The following is a 12987-nucleotide window of genomic DNA, read 5'->3' on the forward strand; positions in this document are numbered from 1 at the left end:
AGGTGCTGCGCCATGTCGCCAACATCTACCGGCTGGGCATCAAGGAGCTGTGGAGCCTGTGGCGCGACCCGATCATGCTGCTGCTGATCGTGTACACGTTCACCATCTCGGTCTACACCGCCGCCACGGCGATGCCCGAGACCCTGCACAACGCGCCGATCGCGATCGTCGATGAGGACGGCTCGCCGCTGTCGGCGCGGATCATCACCGCGTTCTACCCGCCGCAGTTCGTGGCCCCGTCGCTGATCTCGCTAGACCAGATGGACGCCGGCATGGACCAGGGCCTGTACACCTTCGTGGTGGATATCCCGCCGGATTTCCAGCGCGACGTGCTGGCCGGACGCGCGCCGGAGATCCAGCTCAACATCGACGCCACCCGCATGAGCCAGGCCTTCACCGGCAGCGGCTACGTGCAGCAGATCGTGCAGGGCGAGGTGAACGAGTTCGTGCAGCGTTACCGCGGCCCCACGACCCCGCCAGTGGAGCTGGCCCTGCGCGCGCGCTTCAATCCGTCGCTGGAAAAGTCCTGGTTTGGCGGGCTGATGCAGATCATCAACAACGTCACCATGCTGTCGATCGTGCTGACCGGCGCGGCGCTGATCCGCGAGCGCGAGCACGGTACCATCGAACACCTGCTGGTCATGCCGGTGACGCGCACGGAGATCATGCTGGCCAAGGTCTGGTCGATGGGCGCGGTGGTGCTGGCGGCGGCGGCCTTCTCGCTGACCTTCATCGTCCGTGGCATGCTGCACGTGCCGGTGGAAGGCTCGGTGGCGTTGTTTCTGGTCGGCGCCACCCTGCACCTGTTCGCCACCACTTCGATGGGCATCTTCATGGCCACCCTGGCGCGCAGCATGCCGCAGTTCGGTCTATTGCTGATCCTGATCATGATGCCGCTGCAGATGCTGTCCGGCGGCACGACCCCGCGCGAGAGCATGCCGCGGGTGGTGCGCGATCTGATGCAGCTGGCGCCCAACACCCATTTCGTCGAGATCGGCCAGGCCATCCTCTACCGCGGCGCGGGCCTGGACGTGGTCTGGAAGCCGTTCCTGGCGCTGCTGGTGATTGGAAGCGTGCTGTTCTTCCTTTCCCTGCAGCGCTTCCGCAAGACCATCGGCCAGATGGCCTGATGCCTCCCCGCATGGATGCGATTTTCGACACCTTGATGAGGACACACAGATGAGCATCAATACCGATCTTCCGTTGAATCTGCACAAGGCCAATCTCGAACTTCAGCTGCGCCTGGGCCGGCTGCTGCAGGAAAACCAGAGGAAATGGCTGGAACTGGGCAGCCGCGCCCTTGGCGAGAGCATCGCAGAGTCCAGTGCCGAGCTTGAGCAGGTGCTCAAGACCCAGGACTGGCAGGCACTGGCGGCGCTGCCGGGCGAGACATTCTGGCGCCAGCTGCAGCAGCGCTTCGGCGACAGCCAGGCGGTCACCCAGATCGCGGTCAGCGCGCAGACCGCCTTTGCCGCCGGCCTGCAGGAGGCACTTCAGGCCTGGCAGAAGGAAACCGCCCAGGCGTTGGGTGGGGTGGCCGACGTCAACACCTTCACCAGCACGGTCAACGGGATGCTGCAGCAGTGGAACCAGTTCTGGCCGGGCGCCACCGGAGCCGGCCAGAACAGGGGTGCGAAGGGGGCGTCCAGTGCCGAGTGAGCGCACTGCGCTGGTGACCGGCGGCATGGGGGGCCTGGGCGAAGCGATCGCCCGGGTGCTCCATGACGCCGGGCACACGGTGCTGGTCACCCACTCGCGCAGCGATGAGGCCGCCGCCACCTGGCTGGCGGCGCAGGCGGCCGACGGTTACACCTTCAGCTCCTATGAGGTGGACGTGGCCGACTTCGACGCGTGCCAGCGCATGGCCGAGCGCATCCAGGCCGACGGTCGGGCGGTGGACATCCTGGTCAACAACGCCGGCATCACCCGCGATGCCACCTTTCGCAAGCTGACCAAGGACGACTGGGACCAGGTGTTGCGGGTCAACCTGGACTCGATGTTCAACGTCACCAAGCCGTTCATCGAGGGCATGCTCGGACGCGGCTGGGGCCGGATCATCAACATCTCCTCGATCAACGGCGACAAGGGTCAATTCGGGCAGACCAACTATTCGGCGGCCAAGGCCGGCATCCACGGCTTCACCAAGGCGCTGGCCCAGGAAGTGGCCCGCAAGGGCGTCACCGTGAACACGGTGTCGCCTGGCTATCTGGACACGCCCATGGTGACGGCGGTGCCCAAGGATGTGCTGGAGTCGCAGATCGTCGCCCACATTCCGGTCGGCCGGCTTGGCAAGCCGCGGGAAATCGCCGCGCTGATTGCCTTCATCGCCAGCGAGGACGGTGCGTTCATGACCGGCAGCAACGTGTCGATGAACGGCGGCCAGCACATGCGCTGAACCGAGCCTTGAACCCACAGCACAAGGACGGCGCCCGCGCCGTCCGCTTGCGGGGTCAAGGTCCGGACACGTTCATCCATGAACCTGCCCCATGCGGGCCTGCGCGGTTTTGCGGACCCTTGGGCTTGCGGACCGCACCGGCCACATCTGCAAACGAGAGATTCCCAGCATGAGCCACGTCGCAATCCCTGCCGCCACCGGCACCGAGATCGTCCCGGCGATCATGGGCATCGGCCCGGTGCCGGTCACCGGGCCGATGCTGCAGACGGCCGGCTGGCCGCTGGACGAGCTGGACCTGATGACCGGGACGATCGCGACCGACGGCGCGGGTGGGCACGCCGGTGACATGGCCGCCTCAACGCCGAACCGGTGCGGGCAGCTTCGTTTCCCAGCGGTGCCACGATGACCGCGCAGGAGCGTCCGCTGGATACGATCGTCAACCACACCTTCGACGAACTGGCCATTGGCGAGAGCGCCGGCATCGAGCGCACCCTCACCGGCGAGGATCTGCGTCTGTTCGCGCTGCTCGCCGGGCAGACTGACGCCGGTGCGCTGGATCCGGTGCCCGGGTCGGCGGCGCCAGCCCACGACCCGAGCCTGATCGCGCACGGCATGTGGGCCGGGGCGTTGATCGCGGCGACCCTGGGCACCCGCCTGCCGGGCTTTGGCACGGTCTACCGCAGCCAGGTCCTGCGCTTTCTGGCGCCGGTGGCGATCGGCGACCGGCTTTCGGTCCGGGTGACGGTGGTGGCCAAGGATCCGGCCACCGGCGAGGTGACCCTGGAGTGCCGCTGCACCAACCAGCACGGCCACACCATCATCGAAGGCCAGGCGCAGGTCGTGGCCCCGGACCGGCGGATCGTCCATGCCCGCGGCGCGCTTCCGGAGATCGGCCTGGACGTGGCCGGCAGCGGCGGCAGCGGGCTGCAGCGCCTGCTCGTCCATGTCGCGGCGCTGGAGCCGATCCGGGTCGCGGTGGTCCACCCCTGCGACACCCCGAGCCTGTCGGCGGCCCTGGAGGCGCACACGGCCGGATTGATCGTGCCGATCCTGGTGGCGCCACGGGCCAAGCTGGAGGCGGTCGCCGCCGAAGCGGGACTGGACCTGGCCGGGGTGGCGATCGAGGACGTTGCACACAGCCATGCCGCCGCCGAGCGCGGCGCTGCGCTGGCGCGCGAGGGCAAGGTGGAGGCGCTGATGAAGGGCAGCCTGCATACCGACGAACTGATGGCCGCGGTGGTGTCTGCGGCCGCGGGCCTGCGCACCAAGCGCCGGCTCAGCCACTGCTTCGTGCTGCAGACCCCGTTCTACCCGCGTCCGTTCATCGTCACCGATGCGGCGATCAACATCACCCCGGACCTGGAGCAGAAGGCCGACATCATCCGCAATGCGATCGAACTGGCGCACGTGATCGGTGTGGCCGAGCCCAAGGTGGCGATCCTGGCGGCAGTGGAGACGGTCAGCCCGTCGATGCCGGCCACCCTGGACGCGGCGGCCCTGTGCAAGATGGCCGATCGCGGCCAGATCACCGGCGGCCGTCTGGACGGCCCGCTCGCCCTGGACAACGCGGTGTCGCTGGCTGCCGCGCGGATCAAGGGCATCGTCTCCGAAGTGGCCGGCCAGGCCGACATCCTGGTGGTGCCCGACCTGGAAAGCGGCAACATGCTGGCCAAGCAGCTGATGTACATGGGCGATGCCGCCAGTGCCGGAATCGTGCTCGGGGCCAAGGTGCCGGTGATCCTGACCAGCCGCGCCGATTCGCGCGAATCACGGATCGCCTCCTGCGCCATCGCGCTGATGCTCGCGCACCGCTATCGCAGCACGCCGCCATGAACGATGACCTTGCGCAGATCCCGCGCAGTGCGCCGGCTGCCGGCGCACACCTCAATTCCCACAACCGGAGTCACAAGCCATGAAGTATTCGTTCAAGGGAAATGTTGCCCTGGTCAGCGGCGCAGGGTCGGGCATCGGTCAAGCCACCGCGCGGCTGCTGGCCGCCAATGGCCTCAAGGTGGTGGCCACCGACATCGATGCGGCCGCCAGCGGGCGGGTCGCCGAGGCCATCGTCGCCGCCGGCGGCACGGCCGTAGCGCATGCCGGCGACGTTGCCAGGCCCGAGCACGCGCAGTCGGCAGTGGCCTGTGCGGTGGACCACTTCGGCGCCCTGCACCTGGCATTCAACAATGCCGGGATCGGCGGCACCCTGGCCCCTGCAGGCACGCTGGACGCGGCTGCCTGGCAGCGGGTCATCGACATCAACCTCAGCGGCGTATTCCACGGCCTGCATCACCAGATTCCGGCGATCCTGGCCGCCGGCGGCGGCGCCATCGTCAACATGTCCTCGATCCTGGGCCTGGTGGGCACACCGGACAGCACGGCCTATGTCGCGGCCAAGCACGGCGTGACCGGATTGACCCGTGCAGCGGCGCTGGCCTATGCCAGTCAGGGCATCCGCATCAACTCCATCCACCCCGGCTACATCGACACGCCGATCCTGTCCATGCTCGACGCCGACGCGCTGGGCCAGATCCAGGCGCTGCATCCCATCGGCCGGCTGGGAACGGCCGAGGAGGTCGCCCACGTGGTGGCCTTCCTGCTGTCCGACGCTGCCGGGTTCGTCACCGGCGCGCAGTGGACCGTCGATGGCGGCTACACCGCCCGATGACCGTGGAAGCAAGCGCGCTGCCGGGGCCCGGGTCTGGCAGCGGCGGGCTGATCCTGGTGCTGAACTGCGGCTCGTCGAGCATCAAGTTCGCGCTGTTCGACGGCATGGCCGATCCGTTGCCGCGCCAGCCGCTGTGGAACGGCAAGGTCCAGGGCATCGGCGGGCCCAACGCGGACTTTGGCCAGACGGGCGTGGCGGCGTTCCCGGTCACCCTCGATGCCACGCACCCGTACCGGGATGCGCTGCGGCTGATCCGCGAGCGCGTGGCCGAGCGCCTGGACGGGCGCCAGGTGGTGGCGGTCGCGCATCGGGTGGTGCACGGCGGCAGCAAGTATTTCCAGCCGGTGCGGGTGGATGCGGCGGTGCTGGCCGACCTGAAGGGCTACATCCCGCTGGCGCCATTGCACCAGCCGTTCGCGCTGGAGGCAGTCGAGATCCTGCTCGAGCAGCGCCCGGACATCGCCCAGGTGGCCTGCTTCGATACCGGCTTCCACCACACCATCGCCAAGGTCGAGCAGTTGCTGCCGCTGCCCTATGAGGCCTGGCGCCAGGGCCTGCGCCGGTACGGTTTCCACGGCCTGTCCTATGCCTACATGGCCACCGCCCTGGCCGAGCGCCACGGCGAGGCTGCGCGCGGTCGCACCGTGGTTGCGCACCTGGGCAGCGGCGCCAGCCTGTGCGCGATGCAGGGCCTGCAAAGCGTGGCGACCACGATGGGGTTCTCGGCCCTGGATGGCCTGATGATGGGCACCCGCACCGGTGCGCTCGACCCGGGCGCGGTGATCTACCTGATGGAAATCAGAAAGCTGACCCTGGAACAGGTGGGCCATGTGCTCTATCACGAGTCGGGCCTGCTTGGCGTGTCCGGCATTTCCTCCGAACCGCGGGTGATCGTCCAGCACGAGGCCGACGAAGGCGAGGCGGGCGAACGCGCGCGCCTGGCGCTGGAGCTTTACGTGCGCCGGATCGTGCGTGAGACCGCGTCACTGGCCGCCGTGCTGGGCGGCCTGGACATGCTGGTGTTCACCGCCGGGGTGGGCGAGCACAGCGCGTTCGTGCGCGAACGCATCTGCAAGGGCCTGGCCTTCCTCGGCGCGCAACTGGATGACCAGGCCAACCAGGATGATGCCCCGATCATCTCCCGGCGCGAGAGCCGCGTGCGGATCTGCGTGGAACCGACCAACGAGGAATGGGTGGCCGCACGTGAGACCCTTGCATGCCTGGCATCGAGCCAGGTGGCATGAGCCGGCGGCGCGACCGTCGGCACTGCAAAAGAATTTCGACGATCACGGAGAAACACGATGTTGCTTGGGCTGGATGTCACGATCTGGAAAATCATGCTGGTGTTGATGCTGGTGCCGACCCTCTCGGTCGCCATTCTGAATGTGATCTTCCGCAAGCGCGGCGGTATCGGGGTGGGCTGGGGAGGGGTGATCTTCGTGCTGATGGCGGGGATCGTGGCGCTGGTCATCATCCTGGCCAGGTTGCACCCGTGACCTGCCGGCCCGGACAGGGCCGGCTCATTCCGGATCGTAGTCCAGGTTGGAGGCCAGCCAGCGCTCGGCCTGCGCCAGGGTGACGCCCTTGCGCCTGGCGTAGTCGGCGGCCTGTTCCTTGGACACGCGCCCGACCACGAAGTACTGCGCGCCGGGGTGGCTGAAGTAGTAGCCGGACACCGCCGCGGTGGGCAGCATCGCAAAGCTCTCGGTCAGTGACATGCCGGCGTTGCCCGGCGCGTCCAGCAGCTGGAACAGCATGGCCTTCTCGCTATGGTCGGGGCAGGCCGGATAGCCGGGGGCGGGGCGGATGCCGCGGTACTGCTCGGCAATCAGGGCCTGGTTGTCGAGCGTCTCGCCGCCAGCGTAGCCCCAGAACTCGGTGCGCACGCGCTGGTGCAGGCGTTCGGCCAGGGCCTCGGCCAGACGATCGGCCAGGGCCTTGAGTAGGATCGCGTTGTAGTCGTCGTGCGCGGCTTCGAAACCGGCCACGTGCGCCTCGATGCCGATCCCGGCGGTGACCGCAAACGCCCCGATCCAGTCCTGCCTGCCGCTGTCCTTGGGCGCGATGAAATCGGCCAGGCACAAGTCCGGTCGATCGGCCGGCTTGTCGGCCTGCTGGCGCAGGAAATGCAGCGTGGCTTTTAGTCCCTCTCCCTCCGGGAGAGGGGTTGGGGTGAGGGTTCGGCCGTTCCGCAATGGTTCGATTGCCGCTGGCTCCGTCGTACCCGCATCCGCCCCCGGATCAAGTCCGGGGCTGGCTCTTCGGGCACCTTCTCCCACAGGGAGAAGGCAAACCTCCACGTCATCCCCCACGCTATTGGCCGGCCACAGCCCGAACACGGCCTTCGCGGTCAGCCACTTCTCCGCGACGATCCGCCCGAGCATGGCCTGGGCATCGGCGAACAGTTCGCTGGCGTGGGTGCCGACCACCTCGTCGGTGAGGATCGCCGGATACCTGCCGGCCAGTTCCCAGGCCTGGAAGAACGGAGTCCAGTCGATCAGTTCGATCAATTCGGTCAGCGGGTAATCGTCGAACACGGTGATGCCCGGCCTGGCCGGCGTCGGTGGGGTGTAGTGGTCCCAGCCACCGTCGAACTTCTGCGCGCGCGCCTTGCTCAAGGGCACCAGCCGCTTGGCATCGCCGCGATTGGCATGGCGCTGGCGGATCTGCGCATAGTCGGCCTCGTTGGCGGCCACGAACGCGGCGCGCATGTCGCGCGAGATCAGCGACTGGGCCACGCCGACCGCGCGCGAGGCGTCCTTCACCCATACCGTGGGCGCCGCATAGTGCGGGTCGATCTTCAGCGCGGTATGCGCGCGCGAGGTGGTGGCCCCGCCGATCATCAGCGGCATCTGGAAGCCCTGGCGCTGCATTTCGCGGGCCACGTGGGTCATCTCTTCCAGCGACGGGGTGATCAGGCCGGACAGGCCGATGATGTCGGCGTTCTCGGCCCTGGCCCGGTCCAGGATGGTCTGGGTGGGGACCATCACCCCCAGGTCGACCACCTCGAAGTTGTTGCAGGCCAGGACCACCCCGACGATGTTCTTGCCGATGTCGTGCACGTCGCCCTTGACCGTGGCCATGATGATCTTGCCGTTGGAGGTGGCCGTATCGCCGGTGCGCAGCTTTTCGGCCTCGATGAAGGGCAGCAGGTAGGCCACCGCCTTCTTCATCACCCGCGCGGACTTGACCACCTGGGGCAGAAACATCTTGCCGGCGCCGAACAGGTCGCCGACCACGTTCATCCCGTCCATCAACGGGCCTTCGATCACATCCAGCGGACGGGTCGACTCGGCGCGGGCCTGCTCGGTGTCGGTCTCGACGAAGGCGTCGATGCCATGCACCAGCGCATGGGTCAGGCGCTCGCGCACGCTGCGGGAGCGCCACTCCAGGTCTTCGACCTTCTTCTCACCCTTCTTGCCCTTGTAGCGTTCGGCGATTTCCAGCAGGCGCTCGGTGCCGTCCTTGCGCCGGTTGAGGATCACATCCTCCACCCGCTCGCGCAGTTCCGGGTCCAGGTCATCGTAGATCGGCAGCGCGCCGGCGTTGACGATGCCCATGTCCATGCCCGCGGCGATGGCGTGGTACAGGAACACCGAGTGGATCGCCGCGCGCACGGTCTCGTTGCCGCGGAAGGAGAACGACACGTTCGACACCCCCCCGGACACGTGGCAGTGCGGCAGGGTCTGCTTGATGATGCGCGTGGCCTGGATGAAGTCCACCGCGTAGTTGTCGTGTTGCTCGATGCCGGTGGCCACGGCAAAGATGTTGGGGTCGAAGATGATGTCTTCGGGCGCAAAGCCGACCTGTTCGGTCAGGATCCTGTAGGCGCGCGTGCAGATCTCGACCTTGCGCGCGCAGGTGTCGGCCTGGCCGATTTCGTCGAAGGCCATGACCACCGCGGCCGCGCCATAGCGGCGGACCTTCAACGCATGTTCGATGAAGGCCGCTTCGCCTTCCTTGAGCGAGATCGAATTGACCACGCCCTTGCCCTGCAGGCATTGCAGGCCGGCCTCGATCACGCTCCACCTGGAACTGTCCACCATCACCGGGATGCGGGCGATATCCGGCTCGGACATGATCAGGTTGAGAAAGCGCACCATCGCCTTCTCCGAATCGATCATGCCCTCGTCCATGTTGACGTCCAGGATCTGGGCGCCGTTGTCGACCTGCTGGCGCGCGACTTCGACGGCTTCCTCGTAGCGCTCTTCCTTGATCAGCTTGCGGAACTGGGCGCTGCCGGTGACGTTGGTGCGCTCGCCGATGTTGACGAACAGCAGCTGCGGGGTGATGACCAGCGGCTCCAGGCCGGACAGGCGGGTGTAGCGGGGGGTGTCGTTCATGAGGCTTGGATGGATTGCTCCCTCTCCCCCGCGTCCTGCGCGGGCGAGAGGGTCGGGGTGAGGGGGCGCTTTTCGCCGAAGCGATGAGGAAGGCAGCCTGCGGCGCAAGCCCGCCCCCTCACCCCAACCCTCTCCCCCATGTCATGGGGGAGAGGGAGCAAAAGCGTCTTGGCGTCGGTCGTGCCGTGGACGATCAGGGTCATGCGGCGCGCGCCAGGTCCTGCGGCAAGCGGCGCGGCGCGATCCCGGCCACCGCTTCGGCAATCGCGCGGATGTGCTCGGGCGAGGTGCCGCAGCAGCCGCCGACCAGGTTGAGCAGGCCGGCAGTGGCGAATTCGTGCAGCGTTTCGGCCATTTCCTCAGGGCTCTCGTCATACTCGCCGAACGCATTGGGCAGGCCGGCATTGGGATGCGCGCTGACGTAGCAGTCGGCGACATGGGCCAGGGTCTCGATGTGCGGGCGCAGGTCCTTGGCTCCCAGCGCGCAGTTGAGCCCGATCGACAGCGGCCTGGCGTGCATCAGCGAGATGTAGAAAGCCTCTGCGGTCTGGCCGGACAGGGTGCGGCCGGAGGCGTCGGTGATGGTGCCGGAAATCATCACCGGCAGGCGCGCGCCGCGTGCGTCGAACGCCTCTTCCACCGCGAACAGCGCGGCCTTGGCGTTGAGCGTGTCGAAGATGGTCTCGACCATGACGATGTCGGCGCCGCCATCGATCAGGCCGTCCACCGCCTCGCGATAGGTGATGCGCAACGCGTCGAAGCTGGTATTGCGGTAGCCCGGGTCGTTGACGTCCGGGCTGATCGAGGCAGTGCGGCTGGTCGGCCCCAGCACGCCGATGACGAAGCGCGGTTTTCCCGGGGTTTTCAGCTCGATCGCGTCGCAGCACGCACGGGCGATGCGCGCGCCTTCCTTGTTGAGCTCGTAGACCAGGTGCTCCAGGTGGTAGTCGGCCTGGCTGACCGAGGTGGCATTGAAGGTATTGGTCTCGACCAGGTCGGCGCCGGCTTCCAGGTAGGCCGTATGCACGCCGGCGATCACCTGCGGGTTGCTCAGCAGCAGCAGGTCGTTGTTGCCCTTCAGGTCATGGCCGTGGTCGCAGTCCGCGCCGTGCACGTGATCGCCGGGCGCATGGGTGCTGTCGAAGCCGCCGGCGAAGCGCTCGCCGCGGTAATCGGCCTCTTGCAGCCGATGGCGCTGGATCATGGTGCCCATCGCCCCGTCGATGATCAGGATGCGGCGGGCCAGCGCGTCCAGCAGCAGCTGGGCGCGTTCGGGGTTGAGCCAGGGCAGGGTCTGGGATGGCAGGGTCATGTGCAAGTCCTTACGGCTTGACGCCAGTCAGCGACAACACTTCGAAGTGCGGCGGACGGCGTTCGCGGGTGACGGTGTGCAGGTTGGTGGCGCGCAGGCCGGCGCGTTCGGCGAAGGCGGCCAGCTCGGCGTCGGTGAAGCCCAGGTTGACGTGACCGTAGGCCTGCACCACCGGCTGGTGTTCGTGCCGGGCCAGCGAGCTGATCAGCGCCTTGCCGCCCGGGCGCAGCACGCGCGCGGCCTCGGCCACGGCGCGGGCCGGATCGGTCGAATAGGTCAGCGCGTGCATCAGCACGACCAGGTCGAAGCTGGCATCGGCGAAGGGCAGGGCATGCATGTCGCCCTCGCGCACTTCCACATTGGGGAAGCGACGCAGGCGCTCGCCGGCCGCGGCGACCACCCGCGCGCTGGTGTCCACGCACACGTAGCGGCCCGAATGCGGCGACAGCAGTTCGGCCAGCACGCCGTCGCCGGAGGCGATGTCCAGCACCTCGCCGGTTTCCAGCAGTGGCAGCGCGGTCCGCGCCAGCGCTTCCCAGGTGCGACCCGGAGAGTAGTGGCGCTCCATGTCGCCGGCCACGGTGTCGGCCCAGTTCTGGGTCGCCGCGCGCGCGGCCAGCACTTCGGCCACGCGCTCGGCGTCCTGGCGCAGCAGCGGATCGTCGCTGCCCGCGCGCAGGCTGTGCCACAGGTCGCGCTGGGCGGGGTCCAGGTTGTCCTCGTCGAACCGGTAATAGGCCGACACGCCCGCGCGGCGATCGCGCACCAGCCCGGCATCCTTGAGCTTGGCCAGGTGGGTGGAGACGCGCGGCTGGGCCAGGCGGGTGATCGCCGAAAGCTCGGCCACGGTCAGCTCCTCGCCGGCCAGCAGGGCGAGCAGGCGGACACGGGTGGCGTCGGCAAAGACCTTCAGCCGCGCCGACCAGGCTTCCAGATCCATGATTCATCTCTATATCGCGATGGGGAGATATTTTGCCGTCGAAGCGGGTCAAGGTCAATTCCGTACGCAACCGCACGGGGGCTACAATCGACCCCACCGCAGCTTTTGCAAGGAAAACACCGTGGATTTCGGATACACCGAAGAGCAGCTGATGATCCAGGACGTGGCCCGCCGGATCGCCCAGGAAAAGATCGCGCCCAGCGCCGAGCATTTCGACAGGACCGGCGAATTCCCGCTGGAAAACATCCAGCTGCTGGGCCAGAACGGCCTGATGGGCATCGAGGTGCCCGAGCAATACGGCGGCGCCGGCATGGACCCGATCAGCTACGTGCTGGCGATGATCGAGGTCGCCGCCGGCGACGCCGCGCATTCGACCATCATGTCGGTCAACAACTCGTTGTACTGCACCGGCCTGCTCAAGTTCGCCACCGAGGAGCAGAAGCAGCGCTACGTGCGCGCCATCGCCGATGGCAGCCAGATCGGTGCCTTCGCCCTGACCGAACCACAGTCCGGGTCCGATGCCACGGCCATGCGCTGCCGCGCGGTCAGGCAGGCCGACGGCAGCTTCGTCATCAACGGCAAGAAGAGCTGGATCACCTCCGGACCTGTGGCCAAGTACATCGTGCTGTTCGCGATGACCGCGCCGGACAGGGGCGCCAGGGGCGTCACCGCCTTTGTCATCGACACCGATCGCGACGGCTTTCACCGTGGCAAGACCGAGCCCAAGCTGGGCATCCGCGCCTCGGCCACCTGCGAAATCGAGTTTGCCGACTATGTGGCCCAGCCGGCCGAGGTGATCGGCGCCGAAGGCGAAGGTTTCAAGATCGCCATGGGTGTACTGGACGCCGGGCGCATCGGCATTGCCTCCCAGGCCATCGGCATCGCCCGCGCCGCCTACGAAAGGACCATCGAGTACGTCAAGGAGCGCAAGGCCTTCGGCGCGCCGATCGGCAGCTTCCAGATGACCCAGGCCAAGATCGCCGACATGAAGTGCAAGCTGGATGCCTCGCTCATGCTGACCCTGCGCGCGGCATGGCTGAAGGGGCAGGGCAGCAAGTTCAGCACCGAGGCGTCCATCGCCAAGCTCACCGCCTCCGAGGCGGCGATGTGGATCACCCACCAGGCCGTGCAGATCCACGGCGGCATGGGCTATTCCAAGGAAATGCCGCTGGAGCGGTACTTCCGCGACGCCAAGATCACCGAGATCTACGAGGGCACCAGCGAAATCCAGCGCCTGGTGATCGCGCGCGGCGAGACCGGCCTGCGTTAGCGAGCGCCAGGCACCGGCCTGCTCGCCTGGCGGCGAGGTTGGCCCGGTGCGTTCAACGCGAT

12 protein-coding genes are annotated in these 12987 nt (G+C 67.6%); 9 read left to right on the forward strand and 3 right to left on the reverse strand.

Annotated elements, in window-relative coordinates:
• Positions 1-2 precede the first annotated feature (2 nt).
• From DSC_RS07220 to DSC_RS07255, 8 genes are all read left to right on the forward strand, one after another.
• The gene (locus DSC_RS07220; RefSeq protein WP_014160497.1) at positions 3-1130 is read left to right on the forward strand and encodes an ABC transporter permease; all 1128 of its coding nucleotides are present in this window, start codon (positions 3-5) and stop codon (positions 1128-1130) included.
• A 49-nt stretch (positions 1131-1179) separates the two neighbouring features.
• Positions 1180-1659, forward strand: a complete 480-nt coding sequence (locus DSC_RS07225) for a phasin family protein (RefSeq protein ID WP_014160498.1) — start codon at positions 1180-1182, stop codon at positions 1657-1659.
• Positions 1649-2395, forward strand: a complete 747-nt coding sequence (phbB, locus tag DSC_RS07230; protein WP_014160499.1) for an acetoacetyl-CoA reductase — start codon at positions 1649-1651, stop codon at positions 2393-2395. The genes DSC_RS07225 and phbB overlap by 11 nt, the downstream gene beginning before the upstream one ends.
• A 169-nt stretch (positions 2396-2564) precedes the next feature.
• Complete coding sequence (locus DSC_RS07235; RefSeq protein WP_148268104.1) at positions 2565-2801, forward strand: hypothetical protein; 237 nt, start codon at positions 2565-2567, stop codon at positions 2799-2801.
• The gene (locus DSC_RS07240; RefSeq protein ID WP_014160501.1) at positions 2798-4228 is read left to right on the forward strand and encodes a bifunctional enoyl-CoA hydratase/phosphate acetyltransferase; all 1431 of its coding nucleotides are present in this window, start codon (positions 2798-2800) and stop codon (positions 4226-4228) included. Before DSC_RS07235 ends, DSC_RS07240 begins: the two co-directional genes overlap by 4 nt.
• A gap of 79 nt (positions 4229-4307) precedes the next feature.
• Positions 4308-5060, forward strand: coding sequence for an SDR family NAD(P)-dependent oxidoreductase (locus tag DSC_RS07245; RefSeq protein ID WP_014160502.1), 753 nt, complete (start codon positions 4308-4310; stop codon positions 5058-5060).
• A complete protein-coding gene (locus tag DSC_RS07250; RefSeq protein ID WP_014160503.1) occupies positions 5057-6304 on the forward strand; it encodes an acetate/propionate family kinase in 1248 nt (415 codons plus the stop codon). The genes DSC_RS07245 and DSC_RS07250 overlap by 4 nt, the downstream gene beginning before the upstream one ends.
• Positions 6305-6361: 57 nt before the next feature.
• Positions 6362-6556, forward strand: coding sequence for a hypothetical protein (locus DSC_RS07255; RefSeq protein WP_014160504.1), 195 nt, complete (start codon positions 6362-6364; stop codon positions 6554-6556).
• A 24-nt stretch (positions 6557-6580) separates the two neighbouring features.
• Here the strand turns inward: DSC_RS07255 and metH are convergent, their stop codons facing one another.
• The 3 genes from metH to DSC_RS07275 form a co-directional block, all read right to left on the reverse strand.
• The gene (gene metH / locus DSC_RS07260) at positions 6581-9403 is read right to left on the reverse strand and encodes a methionine synthase (protein WP_014160505.1); all 2823 of its coding nucleotides are present in this window, start codon (positions 9401-9403) and stop codon (positions 6581-6583) included.
• Positions 9404-9602: 199 nt separating this feature from the next.
• On the reverse strand, positions 9603-10715 hold the full coding sequence (locus DSC_RS07270) for a homocysteine S-methyltransferase family protein (protein ID WP_043290462.1): 1113 nt from the start codon (positions 10713-10715) through the stop codon (positions 9603-9605).
• A 10-nt stretch (positions 10716-10725) separates the two neighbouring features.
• Positions 10726-11655 (reverse strand): ArsR/SmtB family transcription factor, encoded by a 930-nt coding sequence (locus DSC_RS07275; protein WP_014160507.1) that lies wholly within the window; start codon positions 11653-11655, stop codon positions 10726-10728.
• 121 nt (positions 11656-11776) lie between these two features.
• Here DSC_RS07275 and DSC_RS07280 point away from each other — a divergent pair, with 121 nt between their 5' ends.
• Positions 11777-12925, forward strand: coding sequence for an acyl-CoA dehydrogenase family protein (locus DSC_RS07280; RefSeq protein WP_014160508.1), 1149 nt, complete (start codon positions 11777-11779; stop codon positions 12923-12925).
• The last annotated feature ends 62 nt before the right edge of the window (positions 12926-12987 follow it).

The organism is Pseudoxanthomonas spadix BD-a59, from assembly GCF_000233915.3.
Classification (GTDB): domain Bacteria; phylum Pseudomonadota; class Gammaproteobacteria; order Xanthomonadales; family Xanthomonadaceae; genus Pseudoxanthomonas_A; species Pseudoxanthomonas_A spadix.

What these genes read in the sequence shown, in the direction of transcription:
- DSC_RS07225 (WP_014160498.1), top strand. Translation starts at nt 1,180, where the DNA reads ATGAGCATCAATACCGATCTTCCGTTGAATCTGCACAAGGCCAATCTC.
- DSC_RS07235 (WP_148268104.1), top strand. Translation starts at nt 2,565, where the DNA reads ATGAGCCACGTCGCAATCCCTGCCGCCACCGGCACCGAGATCGTCCCG.
- DSC_RS07250 (WP_014160503.1), top strand. Translation starts at nt 5,057, where the DNA reads ATGACCGTGGAAGCAAGCGCGCTGCCGGGGCCCGGGTCTGGCAGCGGC.
- DSC_RS07240 (WP_014160501.1), top strand. Translation starts at nt 2,798, where the DNA reads ATGACCGCGCAGGAGCGTCCGCTGGATACGATCGTCAACCACACCTTC.
- DSC_RS07255 (WP_014160504.1), top strand. Translation starts at nt 6,362, where the DNA reads ATGTTGCTTGGGCTGGATGTCACGATCTGGAAAATCATGCTGGTGTTG.
- metH (WP_014160505.1), bottom strand. Translation starts at nt 9,403, where the DNA reads ATGAACGACACCCCCCGCTACACCCGCCTGTCCGGCCTGGAGCCGCTG.
- DSC_RS07270 (WP_043290462.1), bottom strand. Translation starts at nt 10,715, where the DNA reads ATGACCCTGCCATCCCAGACCCTGCCCTGGCTCAACCCCGAACGCGCC.
- DSC_RS07275 (WP_014160507.1), bottom strand. Translation starts at nt 11,655, where the DNA reads ATGGATCTGGAAGCCTGGTCGGCGCGGCTGAAGGTCTTTGCCGACGCC.
- DSC_RS07245 (WP_014160502.1), top strand. Translation starts at nt 4,308, where the DNA reads ATGAAGTATTCGTTCAAGGGAAATGTTGCCCTGGTCAGCGGCGCAGGG.